Genomic DNA, 24,542 nt, shown 5'->3' with positions numbered 1-24,542 from the left:
CGGATAGGCATTCAGACCATGGAACCTGCAAGCGGCCCGACGATCATGGGAATCGATGTCATCATGGTGGCGACCGTCCTCGCCGCCGTGGCGACGTTCGCCGTGCTGCTCGCAATCTATGCGGCGACCACGGTGCGCGATCCGATGGCCAAAAGAGTCCGTGCGCTCAACGAGCGTCGCGAACAGCTGAAGGCCGGCATCGTCGCCTCGACCTCGAAGCGCCGCCGCAGCATCTCCAACAAGAATGAAGTTGCGGACCGCGTCCGCTCCTTCCTGAGCTCGCTCAAGATGCTGCAGGACGAGCAGGTCGAAAAGGCCCAGCGGCGGCTGATGCAGGCCGGTATGCGGTCGAAGGACCTTGCCTTCGTGGTCATCTTCGCCCGCTTCGTCCTGCCGCTCGTGTTCGGCTCGATCGTGATCGTCGGCGTCTACATGCTGGATTGGTTTCCCCATTGGGGCATGCTCAAGAAATATGGCCTGGTCGCCGGCACCTTGATCTTGAGCTACAAGGCGCCCGATTTATGGCTCAAGAACCGCGTCGACAAGCGCACCAATGCCATTCGCAAGGGGCTTCCCGACGCGCTCGACCTGCTGGTGATCTGCGCCGAGGCCGGCCTGACCGTCGATGCCGCCTTCGGGCGCGTCGCGCGTGAGCTTGGCAAGGCCTATCCGGAGCTCGGCGACGAATGCGCGCTGACCTCGATCGAACTCGGCTTTCTGACCGACCGGCGCTCCGCCTTCGAGAATCTCGCCATGCGCATCGACCTCGAATCGGTCCGCGGCGTTGTCACGACCATGATTCAGACCGAAAAATACGGCACGCCATTGGCGAGCGCGCTCCGCGTTCTCTCCGCCGAATTCCGCAATGAACGCATGATGCGCGCCGAGGAGAAGGCGGCACGTCTGCCGGCGATCATGACGGTACCGCTGATCCTGTTCATCCTTCCGGTCTTGTTCATCGTCATTCTCGGACCGGCCTCCTGCTCGATATCCGACGCGTTGCTGAAATAATCGAGGATCGAGAGCCCCACCCGAGAGCAATGGCGAGAAGGCGGAACAAGCCGCCCGTTCGCCGATTGTTACGGTGGCATCTCGCCACGGAGACCCGAACGTGACGGCATTCACCATCGACCAATGGATCGTGCTCGCCCTTGTGTTCCTGCTGGGCCTCGTGCTCGGCATGATCTTCATGGCGGGCGGAAAGTGGAAACGCCGCTATCGCGACGAGGTCCATCGGCGCGAAGAACTTGAAGCAGAGAATCGCCGGCTGCAGGCCGAGGCGCAGGAGATCGCTTCCCTGCGCAATGCCGCGACCCGCTCCGGTCACCGTCCGGATTCGGAGCGCGGCCCGCTTTAGGGCAAGACCAGGTCAGCCGCGCCTGAGCGCCGCCTGAGCCGCCGCCAGGCGGGCGATCGGCACCCGATACGGCGATGCGGAGACATAATCGAGGCCAATCCGCTCGCAGAATGCGACCGAGACCGGGTCCCCGCCATGTTCCCCGCAAATGCCGAGCTTGAGGTCCGGCTTGACGGCCCTCCCACGCTCCGTCGCGATGCTGATCAATTCGCCCACTCCTTCCTCGTCGATGCTGACGAAGGGATCGCGCGCATAAATGCCTTTCTCGACATAGACGGTGAGGAAACGGCTGGCATCGTCGCGGCTGACGCCGAGCGTGGTCTGGGTCAGGTCGTTGGTGCCGAAGCTGAAGAAAGCGGCTTCCTCGGCGATGCCGCCCGCCATCAGGGCTGCGCGGGGCAACTCGATCATCGTTCCGACCAGATAGTCGACCGAAAGCTCCTGCTCCTCGAACACCGAACGCGCGGTGCGGTCGATCAGGGCCCGGATGATCTGGAGTTCCGCCTTGGTCGCGACCAGCGGAACCATCACTTCCGGGATGGGGGTCTCGCCGCCCGATTTCGCGACCTTCACCGCCGCCTCGAAAATGGCGCGCGCCTGCATCTCATAGATTTCAGGATAGGTGATTCCGAGCCGGCAGCCGCGATGACCAAGCATCGGATTGAATTCATGGAGTTCGGCGACACGCCGCTTCAGCAGATCTACAGTCGTGCCCGCCGCCGAGGCGACATCGGCGAATTCCTCCTCGCTGTGGGGCAGGAATTCGTGCAGCGGCGGATCGAGCAGCCGGATCGTGACCGGAAGACCGGCCATGATCGCGAAGATCTGCTCGAAATCGTCACGCTGTTCGGGGAGCAATTTGGCAAGCGCGGCGCGGCGACCCGCCTCGTTCTCGGCAAGGATCATCTGGCGGACGCTGGTGATCCGCTCGGCGTCGAAGAACATATGCTCGGTCCGGCAGAGGCCGATGCCTTCCGCGCCGAATTCCCGCGCGGTGCGGCAATCGTTCGGCGTTTCGGCATTGGTGCGGACACGCAGCCGGCGGGAGCGGTCGGCCCAAGACATCAAGGTACCGAAATCGCCGACAAGCTCCGGCTGAACGGTCGGAACCTCTCCCAGCATCACTTCGCCGGTCGAGCCATCGATGGTGATCATGTCGCCTTCGCCGATCTCGCAGCCGCCGACGCGCATCTGTTTCGCCTTATAGTCGATCGAGACCGATCCGGCGCCGCTGACGCAAGGCCTTCCCATGCCGCGGGCAACGACCGCCGCATGGCTGGTCATCCCGCCCCGGGCGGTCAATATGCCCTGCGCCGCATGCATGCCGTGAATATCCTCGGGTGACGTCTCGATGCGCACGAGGATGACCTTCTCGCCAAGCCCCGAGCGCTTCTCGGCCGTATCGGCATCGAACACCACGCGGCCGGACGCCGCGCCGGGAGAGGCGGGCAGGCCGCGGGCAATCACCTGCCGCTCGGCGGCCGGGTCCAAGGTCGGGTGGAGCAGTTGATCCAGCGCCGCCGGATCGACGCGGAGGACGGCCTCCTGCTCCGAGATCAAGCCCTCGCCCGCCATGTCGATCGCGATCCTGAGCGCCGCCTTGGCGGTGCGCTTGCCGCTGCGCGTCTGCAGCATCCACAGCTTGCCCCGCTCCACCGTGAACTCGATGTCCTGCATGTCGCGATAATGGCGCTCGAGCAGATCGAAGACGCGGGAAAGCTCGGCGAACACCTCCGGCATCGATTCTTCCATCGAGACGGCCTTGGCGCCGGCAACCTCGCGTGCGCTCTTGGTCAGATATTGCGGGGTGCGGATACCGGCGACGACATCCTCGCCCTGCGCGTTGATCAGATATTCGCCATAATAAGCACGCTCGCCCGTGGAAGGATCACGCGTGAAGGCGACGCCGGTGGCAGAGGTTTCGCCCATATTGCCGAACACCATGGCCTGGACATTGACCGCGGTTCCCCAGTCGTGCGGAATGCCGTTCAGGCGGCGATAAATCTTGGCACGCTCGGACTGCCAGCTGCCGAAGACGGCGCCGATCGCGCCCCAGAGCTGTTCATGGACGTCCTGCGGAAACGGTTTTTCCCACAGCTCTTCCACCAGTTCCATGTAGCGTGCGGTCAAGGCCTGCCAGTCTTCGGCTGCAAGATCGGTGTCCAGATGGACACCCTTATTTTCCTTGGCGATCTCCAACGCTTCCTCGAAGGCGCCATGATCGAGGCCGAGGACGACGTCCGAATACATCTGAATGAAGCGGCGGTAGCTGTCCCATGCGAAACGGGGGTCCCCGGACGCTTCGGCAAGGCCGCGAACGGTTTCGTCGTTGAGGCCGAGATTGAGCACGGTGTCCATCATGCCGGGCATGGACGCCCGCGCGCCCGAACGGACCGAGACCAGCAACGGATCGGCGACATCACCGAATTTCTTTCCCGTTTTCAGCTCGATATGGGCAATACCCTGGGCGACCTCGGCGCGGAGCGTATCGGGAAAGTGCTCGCCCTCCTCATAGTAAAGGAGGCACATCGGCGTCCCGATGGTGAAGCCGGGCGGGACCGGCAGTCCGATCGCCGCCATTTCGGCAAGGTTCGCACCCTTGCCGCCCAATATTTCCTTGTCGCCTTTCCCGCCATCCGAGACGCCCTCGCCGAAACGGTATACATGACGGGTCATTCAACAGGCCCTTCCCTGCAAGGTTCATAATTGTCGCAGCGCCGGCCAGACCAGGCCGGTCCGCTCCGGGCACGCAAGCTCACGAGCGCCCTTCGATCTTCGAAAAATCGGCAACATCGGCGACGGCGTGCCGTATCCGCGCCAGCAGGATCAGCCGCGTCTCGCGCTTCTCCGGATCGCTGTCGTTGACGGTGACCTGATCGAAAAAATCGTCGACCGGACCGCGCAGGCTGGCCAAAGCCGCCATGGCTCCTTCGAAATCCTCCGCCGCCAGCGCCGCCTTGGCGCGCGGTTCGACCGCGTCGAGGACGGAGTCGAGCGCACGTTCCGCCGGCTCTGGATCGTAGGAAAAGAAGGTGTTGCGCTGGCCGCCGTTCCAATCTTCCTTGCGCAGGATATTCGCGGCACGCTTGTAGCCCGCAAGCAGATCCGCGCCGACCCCGCTTTCGACAAAGGCCTGCAGCGCGCCTACCCGCGCCAGGAGACGGACCATGTCATCCTCGCCACCGGCCGCGAAGACAGCGTCGATCAGGTCGTGGCGGACGCCCGCTTCCCGCTGCTGCACCTTGAGCCGTTCGGCCAGGAACGCGAATACCTCCTCCTGAAGGTCGATCGCCTGTTCGATGAACTTGCCCCGCTCCAGCGTCGGCGTCGCCGCCGAATCCCATCGGACGACCACCTTGCCGCCGGAACGATAGGTGAAGGAGCCGACCTCGGCCGTGATCTCGTGGTCGCCTTCTTCCTCCTCCAGCAGGTGCGGAAAGGAAGCTGTGTGCAAGGCGCCCATTTGAGACAGCTGCAACAGCACCGCTGCTTCGATGATCACATCCTTGAGCGACAGACGAAGTCCGTTCCTCACGATGATCTGCAATACGCCCAGCGCCGCCCGGCGAAGCGCGAAGGGATCGCGCGACCCCGTCGGCTTTTCGCCGATCGAGAAGAAGGCGACCAACGTATCCACCTTGTCGGCCAAAGCCAGGGCGATCGTTGCCGGCGCATCGGGGACCGCGTCGGTTGGTCCCAGCGGCCTGTAATGATCGCGTATCGCATCGGCGACCGCGTCGGATTTGCCCTGGGCCCGGGCAAGATAGGCGCCCATGATCCCCTGCAGTTCGGGAAATTCGCCGACGATCTCCGACACCAGATCGGCCTTGGCGAGCCGCGCGGCGCCATCGACTTCGTCACGATCGGCCGCCACGATCCGCTCCTGGACGAGCCAGCGGGCCAATTTCGCGACGCGATCCACCTTGGCGGCGACACTTCCCAGCTTTTCGTGAAAGACGATCTGGTCCAGCCGTTCGGCCTGCTGCTCGAGCGGAACCTTGAGATCCTGTTCCCAGAAGAATTTTGCGTCGGAAAGGCGGGCGGCGAGGACTTTCTGGTTGCCTGCAACGATCGCCTCGCCTCCGTCGCTGCCGTCGATATTGGCGGTGCAGACGAAATAGGGCGCGAGCGCGCCAGCCGGGTCGACGCAGGCGAAATATTTCTGGTTGGTGCGCATGGTGAGCTGGATCACCTCGCGCGGCAGTTCCAGGAATGCCGGATCGAAGCTGCCGAGCAGGGGCACCGGCCACTCGGTCAGCCCGGCATTTTCGGTGGCAAGGCCTTCATCCTCGACCAGGATCAGTCCGGCCTTTGCCGCGGCGGCGCGCGCGCCTTCGGCAATCAGGCGGCGACGTTCTTCCGGATCGATGAGGACGTGGCAGGCACGCAGCTTCTCCGCATAATCGGCGGCGCTGCCAATCGTGATGCTGCCGGGATGATGGAAGCGATGCCCAAGCGTGGCCGCGCCGCTCGTCACGCCGGCAATGTCGCATTGGACGATCTCGTCGCCCAGCAGGGCAAGGATGTTCTGGAGCGGCCGGACCCAGCGCAACGCATCCGCCGAAGCGGAAGCCATGCCCCACCGCATCGATTTGGGCCATGGAAAGACCCGGATCACGGCCTTGATGGCTTCGGCGAGGACCGATGCGGTTCGCTGCCCTGGCCTCTCGACCGTGGCGAACAGGAAACGGCCCTTCTTGTCCTCCCGCTCCTCCAGCTGATCACGGCCAAGGCCCGTCGATTTAAGGAAGCCCTGGATCGCCTGGTCGGGAGCATCGGCACGCGGCCCGCGCCGTTCTTCCCGCACCGCATCGGTTTCGAGCGGGAGGCCGCGCGCGACCAGGATCAGCCGCCGCGGCGTCGCATAGGTCTCGACGGCCGTAGCGGTCAGGCCGACGGCGCCCATCCGTTCGACGAACAGGCGTTCGAGATCGGCGCGCGCCTTGGCCTGCATGCGGGCCGGTATCTCCTCCGACAGGAGTTCGAGCAGGAAATCGGCCATCAGCCTTCCCCCCCCGTATCGCCCGCGCCGGGCGCAGCTTGTTCGGCCCAGCCATTCTTTTCGATCCACGCCTGGCATGCGCCCTTGGCCAGGTCACGGACGCGTCCGATATAGGCTTGGCGCTCGGCCACCGAAATGACGCCGCGGGCCTGAAGCGTGTTGAAGATATGGCTGGCCTTCACCGCCTGATCGTAAGCCGGCAGCGGCAGCTTGGCGTCGATGCAGCGGCGGCATTCGTCGGCGGCGTCCCTGAAACGGCGGAACAGACTCTCCGTATCGGCAATCTCGAAATTATAGGCGCTGAACTCCCGCTCATTTTCCAGAAAGACGTCGCCATAGCTGACGCCGTCATCGTTGAAGGCGAGATCGTAGACGCTGTCGACCCCCTGGATGTACATCGCCAGGCGCTCGAGACCGTAAGTGAGCTCGCCCGAGACGGGCCTGCAATCATAACCGCCCACCTGCTGGAAATAGGTGAATTGGGTCACTTCCATCCCGTCGCACCAGACTTCCCAGCCCAGCCCCCAGGCACCCAGCGTCGGACTTTCCCAATCATCCTCCACGAATCGTATGTCATGGCGCAGGAAATCGATGCCGATCGCCGCGAGGCTGCCCAGATAGAGCGACTGGAGGTCGGGCGGGCTCGGCTTCAAGATCACCTGATATTGATAATAATGCTGGAGCCGGTTGGGATTCTCGCCATAGCGCCCGTCGGTCGGCCGCCGCGAAGGCTGGACATAAGCAGCCTTCCAAGGGTCCGGGCCCAGCGATCGCAGTGCCGTCGCCGGATGGAAGGTGCCTGCCCCCATTTCCAGATCGTACGGTTGCAGGATCACGCAGCCCTGGGCGCTCCAATAATCATGGAGCGTCAGGATGAGCTTCTGGAAACTTAAGGGCCGAGAACCCACCTGACAGCCTTCGCAAGTGCAACAAAATCGGTCGCGCTGCTTTGGCGCAAGGGAATAAGAGGGTCAAGGAAGCGGATGCAGCGTTGGAAAGGAGCAGGGTCGATGTCATGGTCCCGGATCAGGAATGCGCTGGGCCGGATAGCCGCACCCGCAGCAGCTCTCGCCCTGGCGAGCTGCGCGACGGCGCCGACGGCGCGCACCAGCGGCCCGGCCTTGTGGGAGCTGGCCGATTCCGACACCAGGATCTACCTGTTCGGGACCATTCACATGCTGCCGCCCGGCTTGCAATGGCGGACGCCGCTCATCGAGCGGGCGATCGCTTCGTCGGACGAGCTGGTGCTGGAGGTCGCGATGGGCGACGATCCGATGGCCACGGCCCGGGCGATGCGGAAGCTGGGGCTTTCGGCGGGCCTGCCGCCGCTGATCGAGCGGGTTCCCGAGGAAAAGAGGGATGCGCTCCGCAAGATGATCGCCGATGGCGGCATCCCCATCCAGGCGCTCGACCGGATGGAGAGCTGGGCTGCTGCCCTGACGCTGACGGCGATCAATTTCCAGCGGCTGGGCCTCGATCCCGAACAGGGCATCGAAAAAAAGCTGACGGGCGACTATGGGACCGCAAGCAAGCCGATCCGCGGCCTGGAGACGGCGGAGGAACAGTTCGGTTTTTTCGATGCCTTGCCGGAGGAGGCGCAACGCAAGCTTCTGGTTGCCGTGCTTGACGATCCAGCCCAGGCGCGGGCGCAATTCGCCGCCATGCTCGCCGCCTGGATGAAAGGCGACGTCGACAGCATCGCACGGACATTCAACGAGGATATGGCCTTGTCCGCCGCCCTGCGCGACAAATTGCTGAAGCAGCGCAACGCGCGCTGGGCGGACTGGCTCGCCAAGCGCATGGATCGGCCCGGCACGATCTTCGTCGCCGTCGGCGCCGGTCATCTGGCGGGGGACGATTCGCTGCAGCACATGCTTCGCGCCCAGGGGCTCAAGGCACGGCGGCTGCAATAGCGCCCAACTTGCCTATCCGGCCGGTCTCCGTTACAGGCCGCCGCTTCCCCGTTCATATTCATCCCTGGAGGCGTGAGCGGTGGATTTCGAACATCCAATTTTTGAACTGGAGACATGCACATGAGCGAACAGCTTACGCTGCCCGCTGAGAGGCGCGATCGGGCAGGCAAGGGAGCCTCCCGCGCAATGCGTCGCGAAGGCCGCGTTCCCGCCGTCGTCTACGGCGCCAAGGAAGAGCCCCTCTCGATTCACGTCGAGGAAAAGGCACTGGTGAAGATGCTGAACACCGGCCATTTCATGAACAGCGTGGTCATGGTGGAAGTCGGCGGCAAGGCCAACCGCACCTTGCCCAAGGACGTTCAGTTCCACCCGGTCACCGACCGTCCGCTGCATGTCGATTTCCTGCGCATCTCCGAACATAGCAAGGTGCATGTCAATGTGCCCGTACGCTTCGTCAACGACGAGGCGGCGCCCGGCATCAAGCGCGGCGGCGTGCTCAACGTCGTCCGCCACGAGCTCGAGCTCGTCTGCGACGCTTCGCAGATGCCCGACGATGTGGTCATCGACCTGACCGGCTACGATATCGGCGATTCGGTCCATATTTCGGCCGTCACCCTGCCGGAAGGTTCGGTTTCGGCGATCGAGGACCGCGATTTCACGATCGCCACCATCGTCGCGCCGTCCGGTCTCAAGTCCGAAGCGGATCAGGAAGCTCCGGCCGATGCCGTCCCGACCGTCAGCGACGAAGCGCCCGAAGCGGAACAAGAAGGCTAAGGGAGCCCATCCTTGCCGCTGCGCGGCGGCCTTTTCGGCAGACTTCTCGGCTTCAGGCCGGTCGAGCTGCTGGGACAAAGCGGCGCAGCGGCAGAGGAATGGGACGCGGAGCCCGTGCAGATCTGGGTCGGCCTCGGCAATCCGGGCACGCAATATGCGCTGCATCGGCACAATGTCGGCTTCATGGCGATCGACGCCATTGCCGAGCTGCACGACTTCGAGCCGCCCAGAAAGGCCTTTCAAGGCTGGGCCCAGCAAGGGCGGATCGGATCGGCCCGCATCCTGCTGCTGAAGCCCGCCACCTTCATGAACGAAAGCGGCCGGTCGATTGGAGAGGCGATGCGCTTCTTCAAGAAGGATCTGGGCGACGTCACGATCTTCCATGACGAACTCGATCTCGCCCCGTTCAAGGTCAAGGTGAAAGCCGGCGGCGGCACCGCCGGACATAATGGCCTGCGATCCACGGAAGCGCATATCGGCAACGAATTCCGCCGCGTCCGGATCGGGATCGGTCATCCCGGCCATAAGGACAAGGTGACGAAATATGTGCTCGGCAATTACGCCAAGTCGGAAATGGATGCGCTTGCCGACATGCTCGGCGCCATCGCCGGGGAGGCCGGGTGGCTCGCCCAGGGGGATGACGCACGGTTCATGAGCGAGGTGGCGCGCCGCCAGCAGGATGTCGGCTGAAGCCGCTCCGCGGACTGGCGCAAGGCGTGCTTAGCCTCTATCGGCCGGCACTGATGCGGCGACGTGCTGCCATTTTCCATTTTCGAACAGGAATGACATGGGTTTTCGTTGCGGGATCGTCGGGCTGCCCAATGTGGGGAAATCGACCCTTTTCAATGCGCTGACCGAGACGGCCGCCGCGCAGGCCGCCAATTATCCATTCTGCACGATCGAGCCGAATGTGGGCCGGGTGGCCGTGCCCGATCCCCGGCTCCAGGAAATCGCCGCGATCGGCAAATCCGCCACTATCATCGAGACCCAGCTTGAGTTCGTCGACATTGCCGGCCTCGTACGCGGCGCATCGACCGGTGAAGGTCTCGGCAACCAGTTCCTCGGCAATATCCGGGAGGTAGACGCGATCGTCCACGTCCTGCGCTGCTTCGAGGAGGGCGATGTCACCCATGTCGAGGGGCGGGTCGATCCGGTCGCAGATGCCGAGACCGTCGAGACCGAACTGATGCTCGCGGATCTCGAAAGCTTGGAAAAACGCGTCCCCAACCTCGTCAAGAAGGCGCAGCAGGGCGACAAGGAGGCCAAGGTCCAGGCCTCCGTGCTGGGCCAGGCCCTGGCGTTGCTTCGCGACAGCAAGCCCGCTCGGTTGACCGAGCCGAAGGACGAGGATGAGCGCAAAGCGCTCGAACAGGCCCAGCTGCTTACCGCCAAGCCGGTTCTCTATGTCTGCAACGTCGACGAAGGCGACGCCGCATCGGGCAACGCGCACAGCGCACGTGTGTTCGAGAAGGCGGCGGCCGAAGGCGCCAAGGCTGTGGTGATCTCGGCGGCGATCGAGGCGGAGATCGCATTGATGGCGGCAGACGACCGAGCCGAGTTCCTTCGCGATCTCGGCCTTGAGGAAACCGGTCTCGCGCGGATCATCCGGGCTGGCTACGAATTGCTCGATCTCATCACCTTCTTCACGGTCGGGCCGAAGGAGGCGCGCGCCTGGACGGTCGAAAAAGGGTCGAAGGCACCGCAGGCGGCGGGAGCCATCCACAGCGATTTCGAGCGGGGTTTCATCCGTGCCGAGACGATCGCCTATGACGATTTCATCCGCTGCGGCGGCGAGGCCGGCGCGCGCGAAGCCGGCAAGCTTCGCTCGGAAGGCAAGGACTATGTCACCAGGGACGGCGACATCATGCTGTTCCGCTTCAACGTGTAGAGTCTGATCTTTTGAGGTGGAAGCGCTCCGCGCTTCCGCCGATGACCGAATCAGGGCTCTTTTCAAATTTTTGGGCTTGGAACCTGGAAGAAGCGAATGATCTATTTCGAAGACATCGAGGTGGGACAGACGGCCGATTACGGCACTTATGAGGTCACCCGCGAGGAAGTTGTCGAATTCGCCCGCAAATATGATCCGCAGCCCTTTCATCTCTCCGACGAAGCCGCGGCCAAGACCTATTTCGGACGGCTTTCCGCAAGCGGCTGGCACACATGCGCGATGACGATGGCAGTGATCGCCCGCTATATGGTCGACCAGCAGCAGGCAGGGCTCGGATCGCCGGGCATCGACGAGCTCAGATGGCTGAAGCCGGTCTACCCCGGCGACACGCTGCATGTCGCCGGAAAGATCGTCGAGACGAAGCCGTCACGCAGCAAGCCCGATATCGGATCCGTCCGGACCGAGACCGAGGTGACGAACCAGCATGGCGAATCCGTGATGCGCTACGTCTCAATCGTCCTGATGCGGCGACGGCCTGCGGATTAGAGCCTGATCGTTCGAGGTGGAAGCGCTCCGCGCCTCCACCGATGACGCGAATCAGGCTCCGTTCGCATGTTCAGACCTCGGTCAACGACGCCGATGGGGCCTGCGGCCATCGCGGTCCCGATAACCGTCGTTGCGATAGTCGCGGCGCTGATGACGATAGCCATCCCAATTTTCGCGGCGGTCGCGATAACCGCCGCGGCGACCTTCCCAATAGCGCCGATGGCGATCGGACCAGCGGTGCCTCTCGCCGCGCCGGTCGTAGATATAATAGCCGGTGCCGGGATAATAATAATTTCCGTACCAGCCATAATAATTGGACCGGTAGGGCTGGTAATAGCCCGATCCATAGCCGACCGATACACCGCTATAGCCGTAGCGGTCGTAGCCACAGGCGGTCAGGCCGAGGCCGGCGACGAGAATCAAGCTTACGGTTCGCAGACGGGGCAAATACATTGCAACTCTCCCAAGATACTGACGAAGCTTGGGAAAATCCACCGCAGCGCGTGAATGTCGGCTGAACGTTAACGAATCATGACCAAAGGGCGTCATTAGTGAAATCGCAACGGCCCACCCGCTAAATACATATGTCGCGAGCCTGTCGGGACGAAGCCGAGACGCAGATGAAGACTATCCCCCCCACCCCGCCGACGGGCGAGCTCGTGCCGCTGACGTCGCTGCGTGGCCTGGCGGCATGGTGGGTGGTGCTGTTCCATATGCGCGCCTTGCTGGCGCCCTGGCTTCCGGCTCCCGTCCTGACTTTCCTGGGGGCAGGCAATTTGGCCGTGGACCTGTTCTTCCTCCTCTCTGGCTTCGTCATCTATCTCAATTACGCGGAACGCCTGACGTCGCGACGGGTCTCGACACGGGAATTCCTGTTCCGCCGCTTTGCGCGCATCTATCCGCTCCACCTGCTGATCCTGCTGGCATTCCTCGCTTATGTGTCGGCCGCCCTGCTGTTCGGCTCGGCGCGGATCGAGGAGGAGAATTTCGATTATTTCCTCGCCTCGCTCTTCCTCGTCCAGAACTGGGGATTCACGGACGCCCTGAAATGGAATGTTCCGGCCTGGTCGATCTCGACGGAATTCGGCGCCTATCTGCTCTTTCCCGCCCTGCTGGCCATGCTCGCACCCTGGCGGCGGCCCGCCTGGCTGCTCGTCGCCACGACGATCGCCCTGGGCGTCGCGGTCCACGCCATCTTCGCGCTGTTCGCCCTTCCCTATCCCGATGCCGTCGCGCAGACGGGTCTTATCCGCTGCCTGCTTCAATTCGCGATGGGCATGCTGGTGTGCGAGCTCTACCAGCGCCTTGCCGGCCAGTCCCGCCTGGCAATGCCGCTGCTGGCCCTGGCCGGCACCCTCGCCGGCCTTCATATCCTGGCCGGAGCCCCTGTCGTGCCGCTGGTCTGGGCCAGCCTGATCCTGGGCCTGGCGCTCGCCCGAAACCGCGTGCTGGAATGGGCGCCGCTCCTCTGGCTCGGCAATATCAGCTACGCGACCTATCTCTGCCATTATATCGCGATCAAGATCTTTAAACTGCTATTCGTCGCGGAGGGCGAAACCGTCGGCCTGCTGCCCCTGCTCGCCCTGACGGCGGCAATCCTGACGCTGTCGGCCGTTTTGTATCACGGCTTCGAGCGGCCGGCGCAGCGCTGGCTGAACCTGGCATGGGACAGGCGCCGCGCGCCGCGCCATTGGGCTTCCGCCGGGTGATAGGCAGTCTTCGTTCATACCATTGATAAATGTAGCGAAGCGGAGTCGCGTAGCACCTCCACGATCGTCGTCACCTGCAATCTGCGCTAGACTCGTTCACGGTTATATTGAACCGTGAACGAGTCTTCTTTCTTTGTTTTCCGTGCTTTCCGAGTCGTCAGATGATTCCATCTGACTTGAAACCACTCTTGTGCGCGCGCGTCGATGGATTGAGGCGGGAGAACTGCCCGGTCGAATCGATCCGTCCGTGACCAAGAGTGGCTCCGCCCTCAATCGAGCGCCGCCCTCGCCTCTTCCCAGTTGCGCCCGTCGAAGCGGCGGATCGAGACCGACAGGCCGGAGGCATCGTCCAGCGTATTGAAGTTCACGCTCCAGGCGTCGGGATGCGAACGCGGCTGATAGAAGCTCTTCACGCCGCAGACACTGCAGAAGAGATGGTTGGCCGCGCCGGTGCCGAAGCGATAGCTGGTCAGCTTGTCCTCGCCCGACAGCAAGGTGAACGCGGAATGCGGCACGATCAGGTGGCGAAAGCCGGTCGCGGTGCAGATCGAGCAATTGCAGTCGAGGATCTCGACCTCGGCCGGCACCCGGGCTTCGAAACGCACGGCGCCGCAATGGCAGCCGCCCTTCACTCCACGGTCACCGATTTCGCCAGGTTGCGCGGCTGATCGACGTCCGTGCCCTTGAACACGGCGACATGATAAGCGAGCAGCTGCACCGGAATGGCGTAGACGAGCGGCGCGATCAGCGGATGGACCTTGGGCATCTCGATGGTCGCGATGACATTGTCGCCGGCCGCCTTTATGCCTTCGGCGTCAGAGATCAGGACCACCTTGCCGCCCCGCGCCTGGACCTCCTGCATGTTGCTGACCGTCTTCTCGAACAGCGGCCCCGAAGGCGCAAGCACGATGACGGGCACATTATCGTCGATCAAGGCGATCGGGCCGTGCTTCATCTCGCCGGCGGCATAGCCTTCGGCATGGATATAGCTGATCTCCTTGAGCTTCAGCGCCCCTTCCATCGCCATCGGATAATCGGGACCGCGGCCGAGATAGAGTACGTCCCGCGCCGGCGCGATCAAGGGCGCCATTGCCTCGATCTCCGCATCGTGGCCGAGCGCCGCGTTCATCGCGGCCGGCGCTTCGCTCAGGTGAGCGACAATCTCACGCTCCTCTTCCTCGCTCATTCTCCCTTTGTCGCGGGCGACCTTGGCCGCGAGAGCTGCAAGGACTGCAAGCTGGCAGGTAAACGCCTTGGTCGAGGCGACCCCGATTTCCGGACCGGCATGGGTGGGAAGAAGGAGATCCGCCTCCCGCGCCATCGAGCTGGTCGGGACGTTGACGACCACTGCGATGCGCTGGCCTTCGGCACGTGCGTGGCGGAGCGCGGCGAGCGTGTCGGCGGTCTCGCCGGACTGGGAGATGAACAAGGCCAGCCCGCCTTCTTCCAGCACCGGCTGGCGATATCGGAATTCCGAAGCGATATCGAGCTCGACGGGGACGCGGGCGAATTGCTCCAGCCAATATTTGGCGACCATGCCGGCGTAGAAGCTGGTGCCGCACGCAACGATGGTGATGCGCGGAACGTCGGCGAAATCGAACTCCATGTCCGGCAGCGCCACCTTCTGCTCAAGCGGACGCAGATAGGATTGAAGGGTCTGGGCAACGACGATCGGCTGCTCGAAAATCTCCTTCTGCATGAAGTGGCGGTGATTGCCCTTCTCGATCATCGCACTGGAGGCGCCCGAATTGACGATCGGCCGCTCGACTGGGCGATCGTCGCGGTCATAGACCTGAACCCCATCGCGGCTCAGCACCACCCAATCGCCCTCCTCCAGATAGGAGATACGCTGGGTGAGCGGCGCTAATGCCAAGGCATCCGAGCCGAGATAGGTCTCGCCCTCGCCATAACCCACCACCAAAGGAGAGCCCAGGCGGGCGCCGATCAGCATGTCCGGGAAGCGTCGGCACAGAATGGCGAGCGAGAAGGCGCCGTGGATGCGCTTCAGCGTCCGCGAGACGGCGTCCTGCGGGCTGACGCCGCCCTCCAGCTCCCGCGTGACAAGATGGGCGACGACCTCGGTATCGGTCTGGCTTTCGAAATGCCGCCCTTCGGCGATCAGCTCCTCGCGAAGCGGCCGGAAATTCTCGATGATGCCGTTATGGACCAGGGCCACCTCGCCGGTGGCATGGGGATGGGCATTGTCGCGGGTCGGCGCGCCATGGGTTGCCCAGCGCGTATGGGCGATGCCGGCATCACCCGGCAGCGGATGCGCCTCCAGCTCGCGGGCCAGATTGTCCAGCTTTCCTTCCGCCCGCCGCCGCTCCAATGCGTCGCCGACAATGGTGCACAGGCCCGCGCTGTCATAGCCGCGATATTCGAGCCGGCGCAGGCCGTCCATCAGCCGCGGCGCGACCTCGCCATGTCCGATGATGCCGATAATGCCGCACATGCGCTCTTACTTTCCTGATTTCTTGGCCTGCATGACTTCGCGAAAACGCTTCGCCCGGCCGGGTTTCGCGTCCTGCACGCCGCGCGCAAGCGCCAGCGCGTCTTCCTCGACACTGCGGGTGATGACCGAGCCCGCGCCCACTATGGCGCCCTTGCCGATCGACACCGGGGCGACGAGGGCGCTGTTGGAGCCGATGAAGGCGCCCTCTCCGATCTCCGTCCGATATTTGAAATAGCCGTCATAATTGCAGGTTATGGTGCCGGCGCCGATATTCGCCCCTGCCCCCACGTCCGCGTCGCCGACATAGCTAAGGTGATTGGCCTTGGCGCCCTTGCCAAAGCGGGCTTTCTTGACCTCGACGAAATTGCCGATCTTGGCCTTTTCGCCGATCTCCGCCCCCGGCCGCAGCCGCGCATAGGGACCGATCTCGGCGCCGGTCGCGATGGTCGCGCCTTCGATATGGCTGAAGGCGCGGACGGTGACGCCGTCGGCGACGCGGACCCCAGGGCCGAACACGACGTTCGGCTCGATCAGGCAGTCGCGGCCGATTTCCGTATCGTGCGCGAACCAGACCGTATCGGGAGCGACCAGGGTAGCGCCATCGGCCATCGCCTTCAGCCGCCGCCTCTTCTGCCATTCCGCCTCGACCAAAGCGAGTTCGGCCCGGCTGTTGACACCCGCCATTTCCCACGGCTCCGCCTCGATCACCACCGAGGCGCGGCCGTCCTCGGCGGCGAGCATGACGATATCGGGCAGATAATATTCTCCGGCCGCATTGTCGTTGCCGACCCGCGCGAGCAACGGGAACAGATCCTCGGCGCGCGCGGCCATCAGCCCCGAATTGCAGAGGTCGATCGCGCGCTCTTCGGTGGTCGCATCCTTATATTCGACCATTTTTTCGATGACACCCTCGTCGTCGGCGACGATCCGGCCATAAGCCGCCGGATCTTCCGGCCGGGACCCGACCACCACAACCGCCGGCCGATCGGACGCGCGCAGCCGGCCCAGCATCCGCGACATGGTTTCCGCCTCCACCAGCGGCGTGTCGCCATAGAGGATCAGGACATCGCCGGCGAAATCCCGAAGCGCCGGTTCCGCCTGCAGCACGGCATGGGCGGTGCCGAGTTGTGGGTCCTGGACGACCACCTGCCCGCCCCGCGCCTGGACCAGTGTCTCGACCTGCTCGCGGCCGCTGCCGACCACGACGATCTTGTGCGCCGGGCCGAGACCGTCGACGACGCCGAGCAGATGATCGAGCATCGCCCGCCCGGCAATCGGGTGGAGCACCTTGTGCAGGTCCGATTTCATGCGTGTGCCCTTGCCCGCGGCGAGGATCAGAGCGGCAAAGGGCCTGGAAGACGTCATGGCTCGGCCATCGCACGGAAATCTTGCCATTTCCAGACCGCTCGACCAGAGCCCGGCACCGATGGCCTCATTCTCTTTCGACACCGTGATCTTCGACCTGGACGGCACGCTTGCCGACACGGCCTTCGACCTGGCGGCGGCGCTCAATCACGCCCTGACGCGGATGGGCCGGGAAGCGGTGCCGACGCCTTCGGTTCAGCGCCTGATCGGCCACGGCGCACGCGCCCTGCTGCGGCGCGGCCTGGCCGCCACGGGGGAAGCGAATGAGGATCTTGTGGAACAGGGCATGCCTTTGTTCCTGGATTTCTATGCCACCAACATCTGCGTCGGCACCAAAATCTATCCGGACCTGGAAAGCGCGCTCGACGCGCTTCGCGCGCGCGGCCTGCGCATCGGCATCTGCACCAACAAGCTAGAGAGTCTGACGATGAAGCTCGTCGAGGCGCTGGGCTGGCAGGACCGCTTCGATGCCATCGTCTGCGGCGACACGCTGCCGGTGCGAAAGCCCGACCCCGCGCCGCTTCGCGAAGCCATAGCCCGCGCGGGCGGGCAGAGCGGCATCCTGGTTGGGGATTCGATCACGGACGCAGACACGGCCCGGGCGGCCGGCCTCCCCTTCGTCGCGGTCAGCTTCGGCTTCTCGGATCGGCCGGTCGATCAGTTGGGAGCGGATGTCGTGATCCATGGCTATGTCGACCTGGTACCCGCGCTGCAAAAACTCGAGCGTTGAAACGCATTTCGTCCGCAACAGATGGCAGGTTGATAGGTTGAGCATGAGCAAGCGATGAAGATGCTAGTCCTTTTGACGGGCGGCGCCGCCCGATCCGCTGTCCACCAATTCCCCGGAGTATCAACATGTCGAAGAAAACGCCCGTCAGGCTTCAGATCCGCGTTGCCACGTCGGCTGACATGGCCGGAATTCTGTCCCTGATCGGCCGTTCCTATCCAGGCATGGAGAATTACGGCGTCGGCCAGATAACGGGCCAGATCAACAACTTTCCCGATGGCCAGTTCGTCGCAATCTTCGAGGGGGAAGTGGTCGGCTATTGCGCATCCTCTCGTGTCGACGAGGCGATCGCGCTTGGCCCGCATGATTGGGCCACCATCACCGGCAACGGCTTCGGCAGCCGCCACGACCCCACCGGCGATTGGCTTTACGGTATCGAAATGGCGGTGGACGCCCGCCGTCGGGGGCTGCGCATCGGGAAGCGGCTCTACGAAGCGCGACGGGCTCTGGCCGAGCGGCTCGAGCTCAGGGGCATCGTCTTCGGCGGGCGCATGCCCGGCTATGCCCGGGCCAGGAACAAGGTATCCGGCCCGGAGGAATATCTTGCCGCCGTCCGCGACGGCAAGCTGCGCGATCAGGTGATCGGCTTCCAGCTCGCCAACGGCTTCTCGCCGATCGGCGTGCTCCGCGACTATCTGCCGCTCGACAAGGCGTCGGGCGGCTATGCCGCGCACATGATATGGCGAAACCCCTATGTCGATCCGGACGAGCCGCCGGCGTTCCGGCTGCCGCGTGATGTGGAGAGCGTGCGCCTCGCGACAGTCCAGCTACAGGCGCGCGCGGTGAAGGATTTCGCCGAATTCGTGCACAATATCGAATATTTCGTGGACGTCGCGGCAGATTATCGTTCGGACTTCGTCATCTTCCCCGAATTGTTCACAATGTCCCTTCTGTCCTTCGAAACGGAGGCGCTGACGCCGATGGCGGCGATCGATCGAATGACCGACCATCGCGCGCCGGTCGTGGCCGAGCTTTCCCGCATGGCGTTGCGCTACAATATCAACATCGTGGGCGGGTCCCACCCGACCCGCACCGAGGATGGCAGCGTGCAGAACGTCGCCTATATCTGCCTCCGCGACGGATCCGTTCACTCTCAGGAAAAAATCCACCCCACCCCGAACGAAGCCTATTGGTGGAAGATCAAGGGCGGATCCTCGGTCGATGTCATCCAGACCGATATAGGCCCCATCGGCGTGCTGATCTGCTACGATAGCGAGTTTCCAGAACTGGCGCGGCGGCTGGTCGACGAAGGGGCGCGGATCATTTTCGTGCCCTTCTGCACCGACAACCGCCAGGGCTATATGCGGGTACGCTATTGCGCCCAGGCGCGCGCGATCGAGAATCAGTGCTTCGTGGTCATGTCGGGAAATGTCGGCAACCTTCCGGGCGTGGACAATATGGACGTGCAATATGCGCAATCCTGCATCCTCACCCCGTGCGACTTCCCCTTTGCCCGAGACGGCATCGCCGCCGAGGCCAGCGAGAATATCGAGACCCTGACCATCGCCGACGTCAACCTCGCCGATCTCACATGGGCCCGGGCCGAAGGGACGGTGCGCAATCTTTCGGACCGGCGTTTCGATCTCTATCGGATAGACTGGAGTCGGGGCGGGCGCGGCGTTGCCCAATCCACCGCAAGCCGGCCCATGGGATCGAAGGCGCCGGGCGGAGGTTAGATCCCGCGCCGCCCACATTGGCTGGACAGAGGGTCCTCGCCTCGGGCCATCATCGACGGAGCGCCTTCACGATCAAATGCCGCGCCAGCATCAGGGGCGGCATGCGCAGCCAATGAGAGCGGATGTAGAAGGCGAAGCGGAGCGGACGCTGCGTGGTCCTGCCCCATCCGTCCCGCGCCAATAGCCGCCGCACGTAAAGATCGTCGGCCCAACGCGCCCGCCCCCCGCCTTCGACGGGGGTTTCGTAGAGACGCGCGGCCAGACGCAGGGCACGCGCGGTTTCGTCGCTCAACCCATGCAGCCAGGCGCGCTGCCGCAATTTCATCCAGAAGCCGGGTGCCGCCGCAAATTCACGCAGCATCCGGTCCAGATCCCAGAGGTTGCGGAGGCCGCCCGCCAGATCGCCGTCGGCGAACAGATGGGCGACGGCGTGGACGATCATGTCGACGTGGGAGAGAATCCTCAGGCCGTCGGGGAGCGGACGGCTGTCGGCGATCATCGCCGTCGCATCGGGGGTCGGGCGCGCCGTGAGCGGCAGGATGGTGTGATGGACGTCGATCATCCGATCCCGCTCCTTGTGGATCAGGGGCGGCAGTTCATGCATCCAGCGCCGATAATAATCATCGTCATAATCGTCCTGCTTGACCCATTCCCAGCCGGCCCCGAGCAAGGCCTCCTGCACCGCGTCCATGCGCGGGCGCGGCACCAGAATGTCGAGATCGCCGATCGCGCGGCCAATGCCGGCGGACAAGCCGGATGCGGCATAAGCGGTTCCCTTGAGCAGGACGACCGGAACGCCGAGCGGCGCCAGCGCCCGCCGCGCCATTTCCGCTTCCCACAACGCCTGCACCCTGGCCCGCTCCGCATCGCGGCGGGCGCCCTCCAGAATAAGCCCGACGCGATCGGGCAGAGGCCGATCGTGAAGCCGGAAGGCCAGGCTCCCAAGCAAGGATTCCGCCCGGGCGACCGAAAGCAGACCGGTCCAGTCCCGGACCTCGTCCACCCGCGCGGGATCGGCGAGCAGCCGGACGAGCTGGCGCGCATCCTTCATCCGGCCCGGCTCCAAAGCTCTTCCACCAAGGCGACGGCCGAACCTGTATCCGGATAATCCACCGCCCGGGCGGGGGCCGCCCGCAACAGGGCGTTGAGCGCATCGAAGCCAGCTTCGCCGAGCTGGACGTAATTGGTGGACGCCTGGGTCAGGCGCACGAAGGTCTCCGCGGTCCCGACCGGCCGCACGGCCGGCTCGAGACCAACGCCGAAGCGGGGAAAGAGGATCAGCACCGGACGGGCCGTCTCGTCCATCCGGGCCACGGCTTCGGCATTGGGCCGGAGGTGGCGGATCGTGCCTTTCGGCGTCCCTTCCAGCATCGGCCCCAGCCGATCCGGCTCCACCCCGTCGAAAAGGCCGATGGCCTGATTCTTGAGGCTGATCGCACGCGGGAAGGCGCGCAACGTGAAGTCGCCAAGATCGAGCAGGGCGAATTCGTCGCCCATCAGTCGCCAGCCGCGTTCCCCGAGCAGGGCGGCCAGGGTCGATTTGCCGGCGCCCGATTCCCCGGTCATCAGCAAGGCGCGGCCGTCGCGCTCGACGGTGGCGGCGTGGAGCAGCAGATAATGTTTCTGCCCGAGCGCCATTTGCAGGTTCATGCCCATTTCGGCGGCCAGCAGGCCATGGGCGAGCGACAAAGGGGCCGCGTCGGGCAGGACATAATCGCCCTTGATCGCCACGGACGGCCTGACCCAGCGCCTCCAGGCATGTTCCGGCTCCAGCCGGACCGTGAAGTCGCTGATCGGATCCGCCTCCGGATAGGTCGCATAGAGGCGGCGCAGACGATCGAGCGGCTCTGCCCATTGCGAGCCGATGCGAAAGCTCACGGGCCCGATCCTGAGGTCGAGCCTGTGCCTCACCCGCGCAGCACCAGGCCAGCCGCCTCGAGCTCGGCGAGCCGCGCTCCGATGGCGGCATGGACATCATCCGCCTCGAGTTGAAAGCGCGCGCTTATCCGGTCGGCGATGTCCACGGCATCGCCGCTATTGCCGGCCAGGACCTCCAATATCTGCGGAGCCGGCGGCGCCAGGATGTGGGTCATGCCCGACGGCCGATGAAACAGGGCGACCAGCCCGTCCAGTTCGACGGTGCGGATCGATTCGGGACTGTCGGCGATATAGCGAAGACCGGTCATGCCGGCCCGATCCTAGCTCAGCGCGGCATCTGGAGCGAGGCGTAACAGGTGAAGCCGCTCATCCCCGCCTGCAGCCTGCGGATATAATTTGCATAGGCCTGGGCGGACTGCGAATCTATCCCGGCCGGCGACGGGCCACCGTTCAGCATCACTTTCACTTCCTCGCCGGTCAGCGGCCGCGCCGCGGGCGGGAAGGATCCGGGCGTGCCCGGCGCCACCAGTGTGCCATCGGCGGCAATATATTGGCCCGCGGCCTGCGGCGCCGGCACCGGGATCTGGCAGTTGAGCACCGAGCCGGCGGTCTGGGCCAGAGCGGGCCGTATCGTCACCACCGTCGACGCCGCGGCCGCGCCGAGCGCCAGCACAACGCGCCGCGATGGCTTCCCTTCGCCGTCCTGTTCCATCTCGTCCTTGTCGCTCATAGAATCCGGCACCTATTCTCATCCTGTTTCATAAGGGTAAAGACGTGCAATTGCGAGCAGTGGCGGAGGCGGGGCCGTCCCGCTAAGGGACGGAAATGCTGCGCTTCACCCCTTCCCAGGCGCTGGCGGCGGCTGCCGCGATCGTGGCCGGCCTGGCGCTCGCGCTGGCGGCGGGCGCATCGCTGCTGGCCGTGCTCTGCGCCGTGGCGGGCGGGGCGTTGGCCGCTTTCCTCCTCGTGAGGCAGGATCCGGGACAAGTCCGCGCCGAATCGGTCGAGAAGGATGAAGGTCCCGCACTGCCCGCCACCCGCGAGATATTGGATGCGCTCAGCCAGCCCTTGCTGATCGTTCGAAGCGGACGCGTGCTGGCAGCCAATCGAGCAGCCCGTCATATCCTGGGCGAGCATATCGAAGGCGCCGACGTCCGCCTCGCCATTCGACACCCGGCTGCCGCCGAGCGGCTCGCAAAGGGCCGCCAGGTCGATCAGCTGGATCCGCCGATCGAACTTGTGGGGCTTGGCGACCAGGACCGGCGCTGGAACATGACGACCGTGCCGCTGAGCGGAGACGATATGCTGGTGGGCCTCACCGACACCAGCGAGATCCACGCCGCCGAACGGATGCGATCCGACTTCGTCGCCAATGCCAGCCATGAACTCCGGACGCCGCTCGCGACCCTGCTGGGCTTCCTTGAAACCCTGCAGGATCGGGACGTGGTGGAGAATGAAGCAAAAAGGTCGCGCTTCCTTCAGATCATGTTTGGCGAAGCGAAGCGGATGCAGCAGCTGGTCGAGGACCTGATGTCGCTGTCGAGGATCGAGGCGAAGCGGTTCAGCATGCCGCGCGAGCCCGTCGAGCTGTTGCCGCTGGTCAAGGAAGCCTGGTCCAACCTTCGCCCGCTCAGGGAGAAGAAGGGCGTCAATCTGGCGATCGAGGAGCCGGCGCATCCGGCCATCGTCGCGGGCGACCGGCCCCAGATCCTGCAGCTTGTCATGAACCTCATGGAAAATGCCGTGCGCTATGGGCGGGAAGGATCGACAGTGACGATCGGCATCGGCGAAAGCGCGTCCGACATGATCCGATTCAGCGTCGCCGACCAGGGCGAAGGCGTCGCCGCCGAGCATCTGCCGCACCTGACGCGGCGTTTCTACCGGGTGGATCCGGGCCGCAGCCGGGCCGAGGGCGGCACCGGCCTCGGCCTCGCCATCGTCAAGCATATCGTCGAACGGCACCGCGGCCGGCTGGAGATCGCAAGCACCGTCGGCGAAGGCACGATCGTGACCGTGTTCATCCCGCGCGCGAATTCTTTCGAACCATTGTCATAAAAGAGTCTCCGAAACGTCACAAGACTCACGCCGAGTCCGGCTAGCCGGGATTCGATGCATGGGGCACACAAGGAGGCAATTTTGAAAAAGTCCATCATGGGCGTCGCGCTGACCGCGCTGGCGCTCGCAGGCTGCGGCGAACAGGGTGGATCGGGCTCGGGGGCTCAATCCGGGCAGCAGATCCATATCGTCGGCTCTTCCACCGTCTATCCGTTCACAACCGCGGTCGCCGAGCAATTCCAGCGTAACAATCCTGGCATGAGCGCGATCGTCGAATCGACGGGCACCGGTGCCGGCATGAAGCAATTCTGCGCCGGCGTTGGCGATTCCTTCCCGGACATGACCAACGCATCGCGGCGCATGAAGGCTTCCGAATTCGAGGATTGCACCAAGAATGGCGTGAAGCAGGTGGTCGAGGTTCCCGTCGGGATCGACGGCCTCGCTCTCATCGAATCGACCGAGGATGCCGAAAAGCTCAGCCTGACGGTGAAGGATATCTATGCGGCGCTGGCCGCCAACCCGTTCGGCAAGCCCAACACCGCCAAGACCTGGAAGGACGTCAATCCGGCGCTGCCGGCGGTGGCGATCCGTGTCATGGGACCGCCGCCCACGTCAGGAACGCGCGATTCCTTCGCCGAGCTGATCCTGGAAAAGGGTTGCGACAGCGATCCCGCCATGAAGGCGCTCAAGGATTCGGATTCGGACAAGCATAAGGATATCTGCACGAAGATCCGCGAGGACGGCACCTATATCGAGGCGGGCGAGAACGACAATCTGCTCGTCCAGAAGGTGGCGCAGAGCCCGGGTACGATCGGCGTGCTCGGCTACAGCTTCCTCGAGGAAAATACGGACAAGGTCCGCGGCATTCCGCTCGCCGGCATCGAGCCCAATGCGGAGACCATCTCGAGCCTCGAATATCCGGGCGCGCGCATGCTCTACCTCTACGTCAAGGGCGACCATGTGGCGGCTGTGCCGGGCATGAAGGAATTCCTGGCGGAATATGCCAAGGCCTGGAGCGCCGGCGGCTATCTCGAACGCCGCGGTCTCATCCCCGCCCCCGCCGACGCACAGGCGAAAGCGACGCAGGCGGCGACCGCGCTCACACCGCTCGCCGCAGGCGAGCTGAAATAGACTTCCCCG

23 protein-coding genes are annotated in these 24,542 nt (G+C 64.3%); 12 read left to right on the top strand and 11 right to left on the bottom strand.

Features of this window, described 5'->3' with window-relative positions; translation table 11 throughout:
• The first annotated feature begins 18 nt into the window (after nt 1–18).
• Together RQX22_RS05760 and RQX22_RS05755 are read left to right on the top strand one after the other, a co-directional pair.
• Nucleotides 19–1,011, top strand: coding sequence for a type II secretion system F family protein (locus tag RQX22_RS05760; RefSeq protein WP_315724479.1), 993 nt, complete (start codon nt 19–21; stop codon nt 1,009–1,011).
• Nucleotides 1,012–1,111: 100 nt separating this feature from the next.
• The gene (locus RQX22_RS05755; RefSeq protein ID WP_315724477.1) at nt 1,112–1,357 is read left to right on the top strand and encodes a hypothetical protein; all 246 of its coding nucleotides are present in this window, start codon (nt 1,112–1,114) and stop codon (nt 1,355–1,357) included.
• A gap of 12 nt (nt 1,358–1,369) precedes the next feature.
• On the opposite strand, the gene ppdK is transcribed toward RQX22_RS05755, so the two are convergent.
• From ppdK to RQX22_RS05740, 3 genes are all read right to left on the bottom strand, one after another.
• On the bottom strand, nt 1,370–4,033 hold the full coding sequence (gene ppdK, locus RQX22_RS05750) for a pyruvate, phosphate dikinase (RefSeq protein ID WP_315724475.1): 2,664 nt from the start codon (nt 4,031–4,033) through the stop codon (nt 1,370–1,372).
• 79 nt (nt 4,034–4,112) lie between these two features.
• A complete protein-coding gene (gene glyS, locus RQX22_RS05745; protein ID WP_315724473.1) occupies nt 4,113–6,359 on the bottom strand; it encodes a glycine--tRNA ligase subunit beta in 2,247 nt (748 codons plus the stop codon).
• Nucleotides 6,359–7,267: a glycine--tRNA ligase subunit alpha gene (locus RQX22_RS05740; protein ID WP_315724472.1), complete on the bottom strand. Its 909-nt coding sequence runs from the start codon at nt 7,265–7,267 to the stop codon at nt 6,359–6,361. Before RQX22_RS05740 ends, glyS begins: the two co-directional genes overlap by 1 nt.
• 102 nt (nt 7,268–7,369) lie before the next feature.
• Here RQX22_RS05740 and RQX22_RS05735 point away from each other — a divergent pair, with 102 nt between their 5' ends.
• The 5 genes from RQX22_RS05735 (at nt 7,370) to RQX22_RS05715 (ending at nt 11,480) form a co-directional block, all read left to right on the top strand.
• Nucleotides 7,370–8,272, top strand: coding sequence for a TraB/GumN family protein (locus RQX22_RS05735; protein ID WP_315724470.1), 903 nt, complete (start codon nt 7,370–7,372; stop codon nt 8,270–8,272).
• 120 nt (nt 8,273–8,392) lie between these two features.
• Nucleotides 8,393–9,046 (top strand): 50S ribosomal protein L25/general stress protein Ctc, encoded by a 654-nt coding sequence (locus RQX22_RS05730; RefSeq protein WP_315724469.1) that lies wholly within the window; start codon nt 8,393–8,395, stop codon nt 9,044–9,046.
• Between the two features lie 114 nt (nt 9,047–9,160).
• Nucleotides 9,161–9,736, top strand: coding sequence for an aminoacyl-tRNA hydrolase (gene pth / locus RQX22_RS05725; RefSeq protein WP_315724626.1), 576 nt, complete (start codon nt 9,161–9,163; stop codon nt 9,734–9,736).
• 97 nt (nt 9,737–9,833) lie between these two features.
• Nucleotides 9,834–10,934: a redox-regulated ATPase YchF gene (ychF, locus tag RQX22_RS05720; protein ID WP_315724467.1), complete on the top strand. Its 1,101-nt coding sequence runs from the start codon at nt 9,834–9,836 to the stop codon at nt 10,932–10,934.
• Between the two features lie 96 nt (nt 10,935–11,030).
• Nucleotides 11,031–11,480 (top strand): MaoC family dehydratase, encoded by a 450-nt coding sequence (locus RQX22_RS05715; RefSeq protein ID WP_315724463.1) that lies wholly within the window; start codon nt 11,031–11,033, stop codon nt 11,478–11,480.
• Nucleotides 11,481–11,561: 81 nt separating this feature from the next.
• On the opposite strand, the gene RQX22_RS05710 is transcribed toward RQX22_RS05715, so the two are convergent.
• Nucleotides 11,562–11,933 carry a hypothetical protein gene (locus RQX22_RS05710; RefSeq protein ID WP_315724461.1) on the bottom strand — a complete coding sequence of 124 codons (372 nt, stop codon included), beginning with the start codon at nt 11,931–11,933 and terminating at the stop codon, nt 11,562–11,564.
• Between the two features lie 167 nt (nt 11,934–12,100).
• On the opposite strand from RQX22_RS05710, the gene RQX22_RS05705 reads away from it, so the two are divergent.
• On the top strand, nt 12,101–13,189 hold the full coding sequence (locus tag RQX22_RS05705; RefSeq protein WP_315724459.1) for an acyltransferase family protein: 1,089 nt from the start codon (nt 12,101–12,103) through the stop codon (nt 13,187–13,189).
• A gap of 269 nt (nt 13,190–13,458) precedes the next feature.
• Here RQX22_RS05705 and RQX22_RS05700 read toward each other — a convergent pair whose 3' ends face one another.
• Genes RQX22_RS05700 through glmU form a run of 3 tightly spaced genes read right to left on the bottom strand, consistent with a single transcriptional unit; the run spans nt 13,459 to nt 17,006 of the window.
• Complete coding sequence (locus RQX22_RS05700; RefSeq protein ID WP_315724457.1) at nt 13,459–13,794, bottom strand: GFA family protein; 336 nt, start codon at nt 13,792–13,794, stop codon at nt 13,459–13,461.
• 23 nt (nt 13,795–13,817) lie between these two features.
• Nucleotides 13,818–15,641: a glutamine--fructose-6-phosphate transaminase (isomerizing) gene (gene glmS / locus RQX22_RS05695; protein ID WP_315724455.1), complete on the bottom strand. Its 1,824-nt coding sequence runs from the start codon at nt 15,639–15,641 to the stop codon at nt 13,818–13,820.
• 6 nt (nt 15,642–15,647) lie between these two features.
• Entirely contained in the window at nt 15,648–17,006 is a 1,359-nt protein-coding gene (gene glmU / locus RQX22_RS05690; protein ID WP_315724454.1) for a bifunctional UDP-N-acetylglucosamine diphosphorylase/glucosamine-1-phosphate N-acetyltransferase GlmU, read from the bottom strand.
• Nucleotides 17,007–17,067: 61 nt separating this feature from the next.
• On the opposite strand from glmU, the gene gph reads away from it, so the two are divergent.
• Both gph and RQX22_RS05680 read left to right on the top strand, forming a co-directional pair.
• Nucleotides 17,068–17,736: a phosphoglycolate phosphatase gene (gph, locus tag RQX22_RS05685; RefSeq protein ID WP_315724452.1), complete on the top strand. Its 669-nt coding sequence runs from the start codon at nt 17,068–17,070 to the stop codon at nt 17,734–17,736.
• Nucleotides 17,737–17,861: 125 nt separating this feature from the next.
• A complete protein-coding gene (locus RQX22_RS05680; protein WP_315724450.1) occupies nt 17,862–19,469 on the top strand; it encodes a GNAT family N-acetyltransferase in 1,608 nt (535 codons plus the stop codon).
• A gap of 49 nt (nt 19,470–19,518) precedes the next feature.
• Here RQX22_RS05680 and RQX22_RS05675 read toward each other — a convergent pair whose 3' ends face one another.
• From RQX22_RS05675 to RQX22_RS05660, 4 genes are read right to left on the bottom strand one after another with little or no spacing between them, the layout of a single operon-like run.
• Nucleotides 19,519–20,520, bottom strand: a complete 1,002-nt coding sequence (locus tag RQX22_RS05675; protein ID WP_315724448.1) for a nucleotidyltransferase domain-containing protein — start codon at nt 20,518–20,520, stop codon at nt 19,519–19,521.
• Complete coding sequence (locus tag RQX22_RS05670; RefSeq protein ID WP_315724446.1) at nt 20,517–21,380, bottom strand: HprK-related kinase A; 864 nt, start codon at nt 21,378–21,380, stop codon at nt 20,517–20,519. Before RQX22_RS05670 ends, RQX22_RS05675 begins: the two co-directional genes overlap by 4 nt.
• Complete coding sequence (locus RQX22_RS05665) at nt 21,377–21,655, bottom strand: HPr-rel-A system PqqD family peptide chaperone (RefSeq protein WP_315724444.1); 279 nt, start codon at nt 21,653–21,655, stop codon at nt 21,377–21,379. Before RQX22_RS05665 ends, RQX22_RS05670 begins: the two co-directional genes overlap by 4 nt.
• Before the next feature lie 17 nt (nt 21,656–21,672).
• Complete coding sequence (locus tag RQX22_RS05660; RefSeq protein ID WP_315724442.1) at nt 21,673–22,077, bottom strand: hypothetical protein; 405 nt, start codon at nt 22,075–22,077, stop codon at nt 21,673–21,675.
• A gap of 95 nt (nt 22,078–22,172) precedes the next feature.
• Here RQX22_RS05660 and RQX22_RS05655 point away from each other — a divergent pair, with 95 nt between their 5' ends.
• Nucleotides 22,173–23,402, top strand: a complete 1,230-nt coding sequence (locus RQX22_RS05655) for a sensor histidine kinase (protein WP_315724440.1) — start codon at nt 22,173–22,175, stop codon at nt 23,400–23,402.
• 96 nt (nt 23,403–23,498) lie between these two features.
• The gene (locus RQX22_RS05650; RefSeq protein ID WP_315724624.1) at nt 23,499–24,533 is read left to right on the top strand and encodes a substrate-binding domain-containing protein; all 1,035 of its coding nucleotides are present in this window, start codon (nt 23,499–23,501) and stop codon (nt 24,531–24,533) included.
• Nucleotides 24,534–24,542: the final 9 nt, after the last annotated feature.

The sequence above is a fragment of the Sphingosinicella rhizophila genome (assembly GCF_032378825.1).
In the GTDB taxonomy this organism is placed as follows: domain Bacteria; phylum Pseudomonadota; class Alphaproteobacteria; order Sphingomonadales; family Sphingomonadaceae; genus Allosphingosinicella; species Allosphingosinicella rhizophila.
Note: the sequence above shows the minus strand (reverse complement) of the source record. Positions and strands in the feature narration are given on the sequence as shown.

Coding starts and splice junctions, on each gene's coding strand:
- glmS (WP_315724455.1), bottom strand. CDS start 15,641: ATGTGCGGCATTATCGGCATCATCGGACATGGCGAGGTCGCGCCGCGG.
- RQX22_RS05760 (WP_315724479.1), top strand. CDS start 19: ATGGAACCTGCAAGCGGCCCGACGATCATGGGAATCGATGTCATCATG.
- RQX22_RS05665 (WP_315724444.1), bottom strand. CDS start 21,655: ATGACCGGTCTTCGCTATATCGCCGACAGTCCCGAATCGATCCGCACC.
- RQX22_RS05705 (WP_315724459.1), top strand. CDS start 12,101: ATGAAGACTATCCCCCCCACCCCGCCGACGGGCGAGCTCGTGCCGCTG.
- RQX22_RS05660 (WP_315724442.1), bottom strand. CDS start 22,077: ATGAGCGACAAGGACGAGATGGAACAGGACGGCGAAGGGAAGCCATCG.
- RQX22_RS05715 (WP_315724463.1), top strand. CDS start 11,031: ATGATCTATTTCGAAGACATCGAGGTGGGACAGACGGCCGATTACGGC.
- RQX22_RS05710 (WP_315724461.1), bottom strand. CDS start 11,933: ATGTATTTGCCCCGTCTGCGAACCGTAAGCTTGATTCTCGTCGCCGGC.
- ychF (WP_315724467.1), top strand. CDS start 9,834: ATGGGTTTTCGTTGCGGGATCGTCGGGCTGCCCAATGTGGGGAAATCG.
- RQX22_RS05650 (WP_315724624.1), top strand. CDS start 23,499: ATGGGCGTCGCGCTGACCGCGCTGGCGCTCGCAGGCTGCGGCGAACAG.
- RQX22_RS05730 (WP_315724469.1), top strand. CDS start 8,393: ATGAGCGAACAGCTTACGCTGCCCGCTGAGAGGCGCGATCGGGCAGGC.
- RQX22_RS05680 (WP_315724450.1), top strand. CDS start 17,862: ATGTCGAAGAAAACGCCCGTCAGGCTTCAGATCCGCGTTGCCACGTCG.
- RQX22_RS05675 (WP_315724448.1), bottom strand. CDS start 20,520: ATGAAGGATGCGCGCCAGCTCGTCCGGCTGCTCGCCGATCCCGCGCGG.
- ppdK (WP_315724475.1), bottom strand. CDS start 4,033: ATGACCCGTCATGTATACCGTTTCGGCGAGGGCGTCTCGGATGGCGGG.
- glyS (WP_315724473.1), bottom strand. CDS start 6,359: ATGGCCGATTTCCTGCTCGAACTCCTGTCGGAGGAGATACCGGCCCGC.
- glmU (WP_315724454.1), bottom strand. CDS start 17,006: ATGACGTCTTCCAGGCCCTTTGCCGCTCTGATCCTCGCCGCGGGCAAG.
- RQX22_RS05655 (WP_315724440.1), top strand. CDS start 22,173: ATGCTGCGCTTCACCCCTTCCCAGGCGCTGGCGGCGGCTGCCGCGATC.
- gph (WP_315724452.1), top strand. CDS start 17,068: ATGGCCTCATTCTCTTTCGACACCGTGATCTTCGACCTGGACGGCACG.
- RQX22_RS05735 (WP_315724470.1), top strand. CDS start 7,370: ATGTCATGGTCCCGGATCAGGAATGCGCTGGGCCGGATAGCCGCACCC.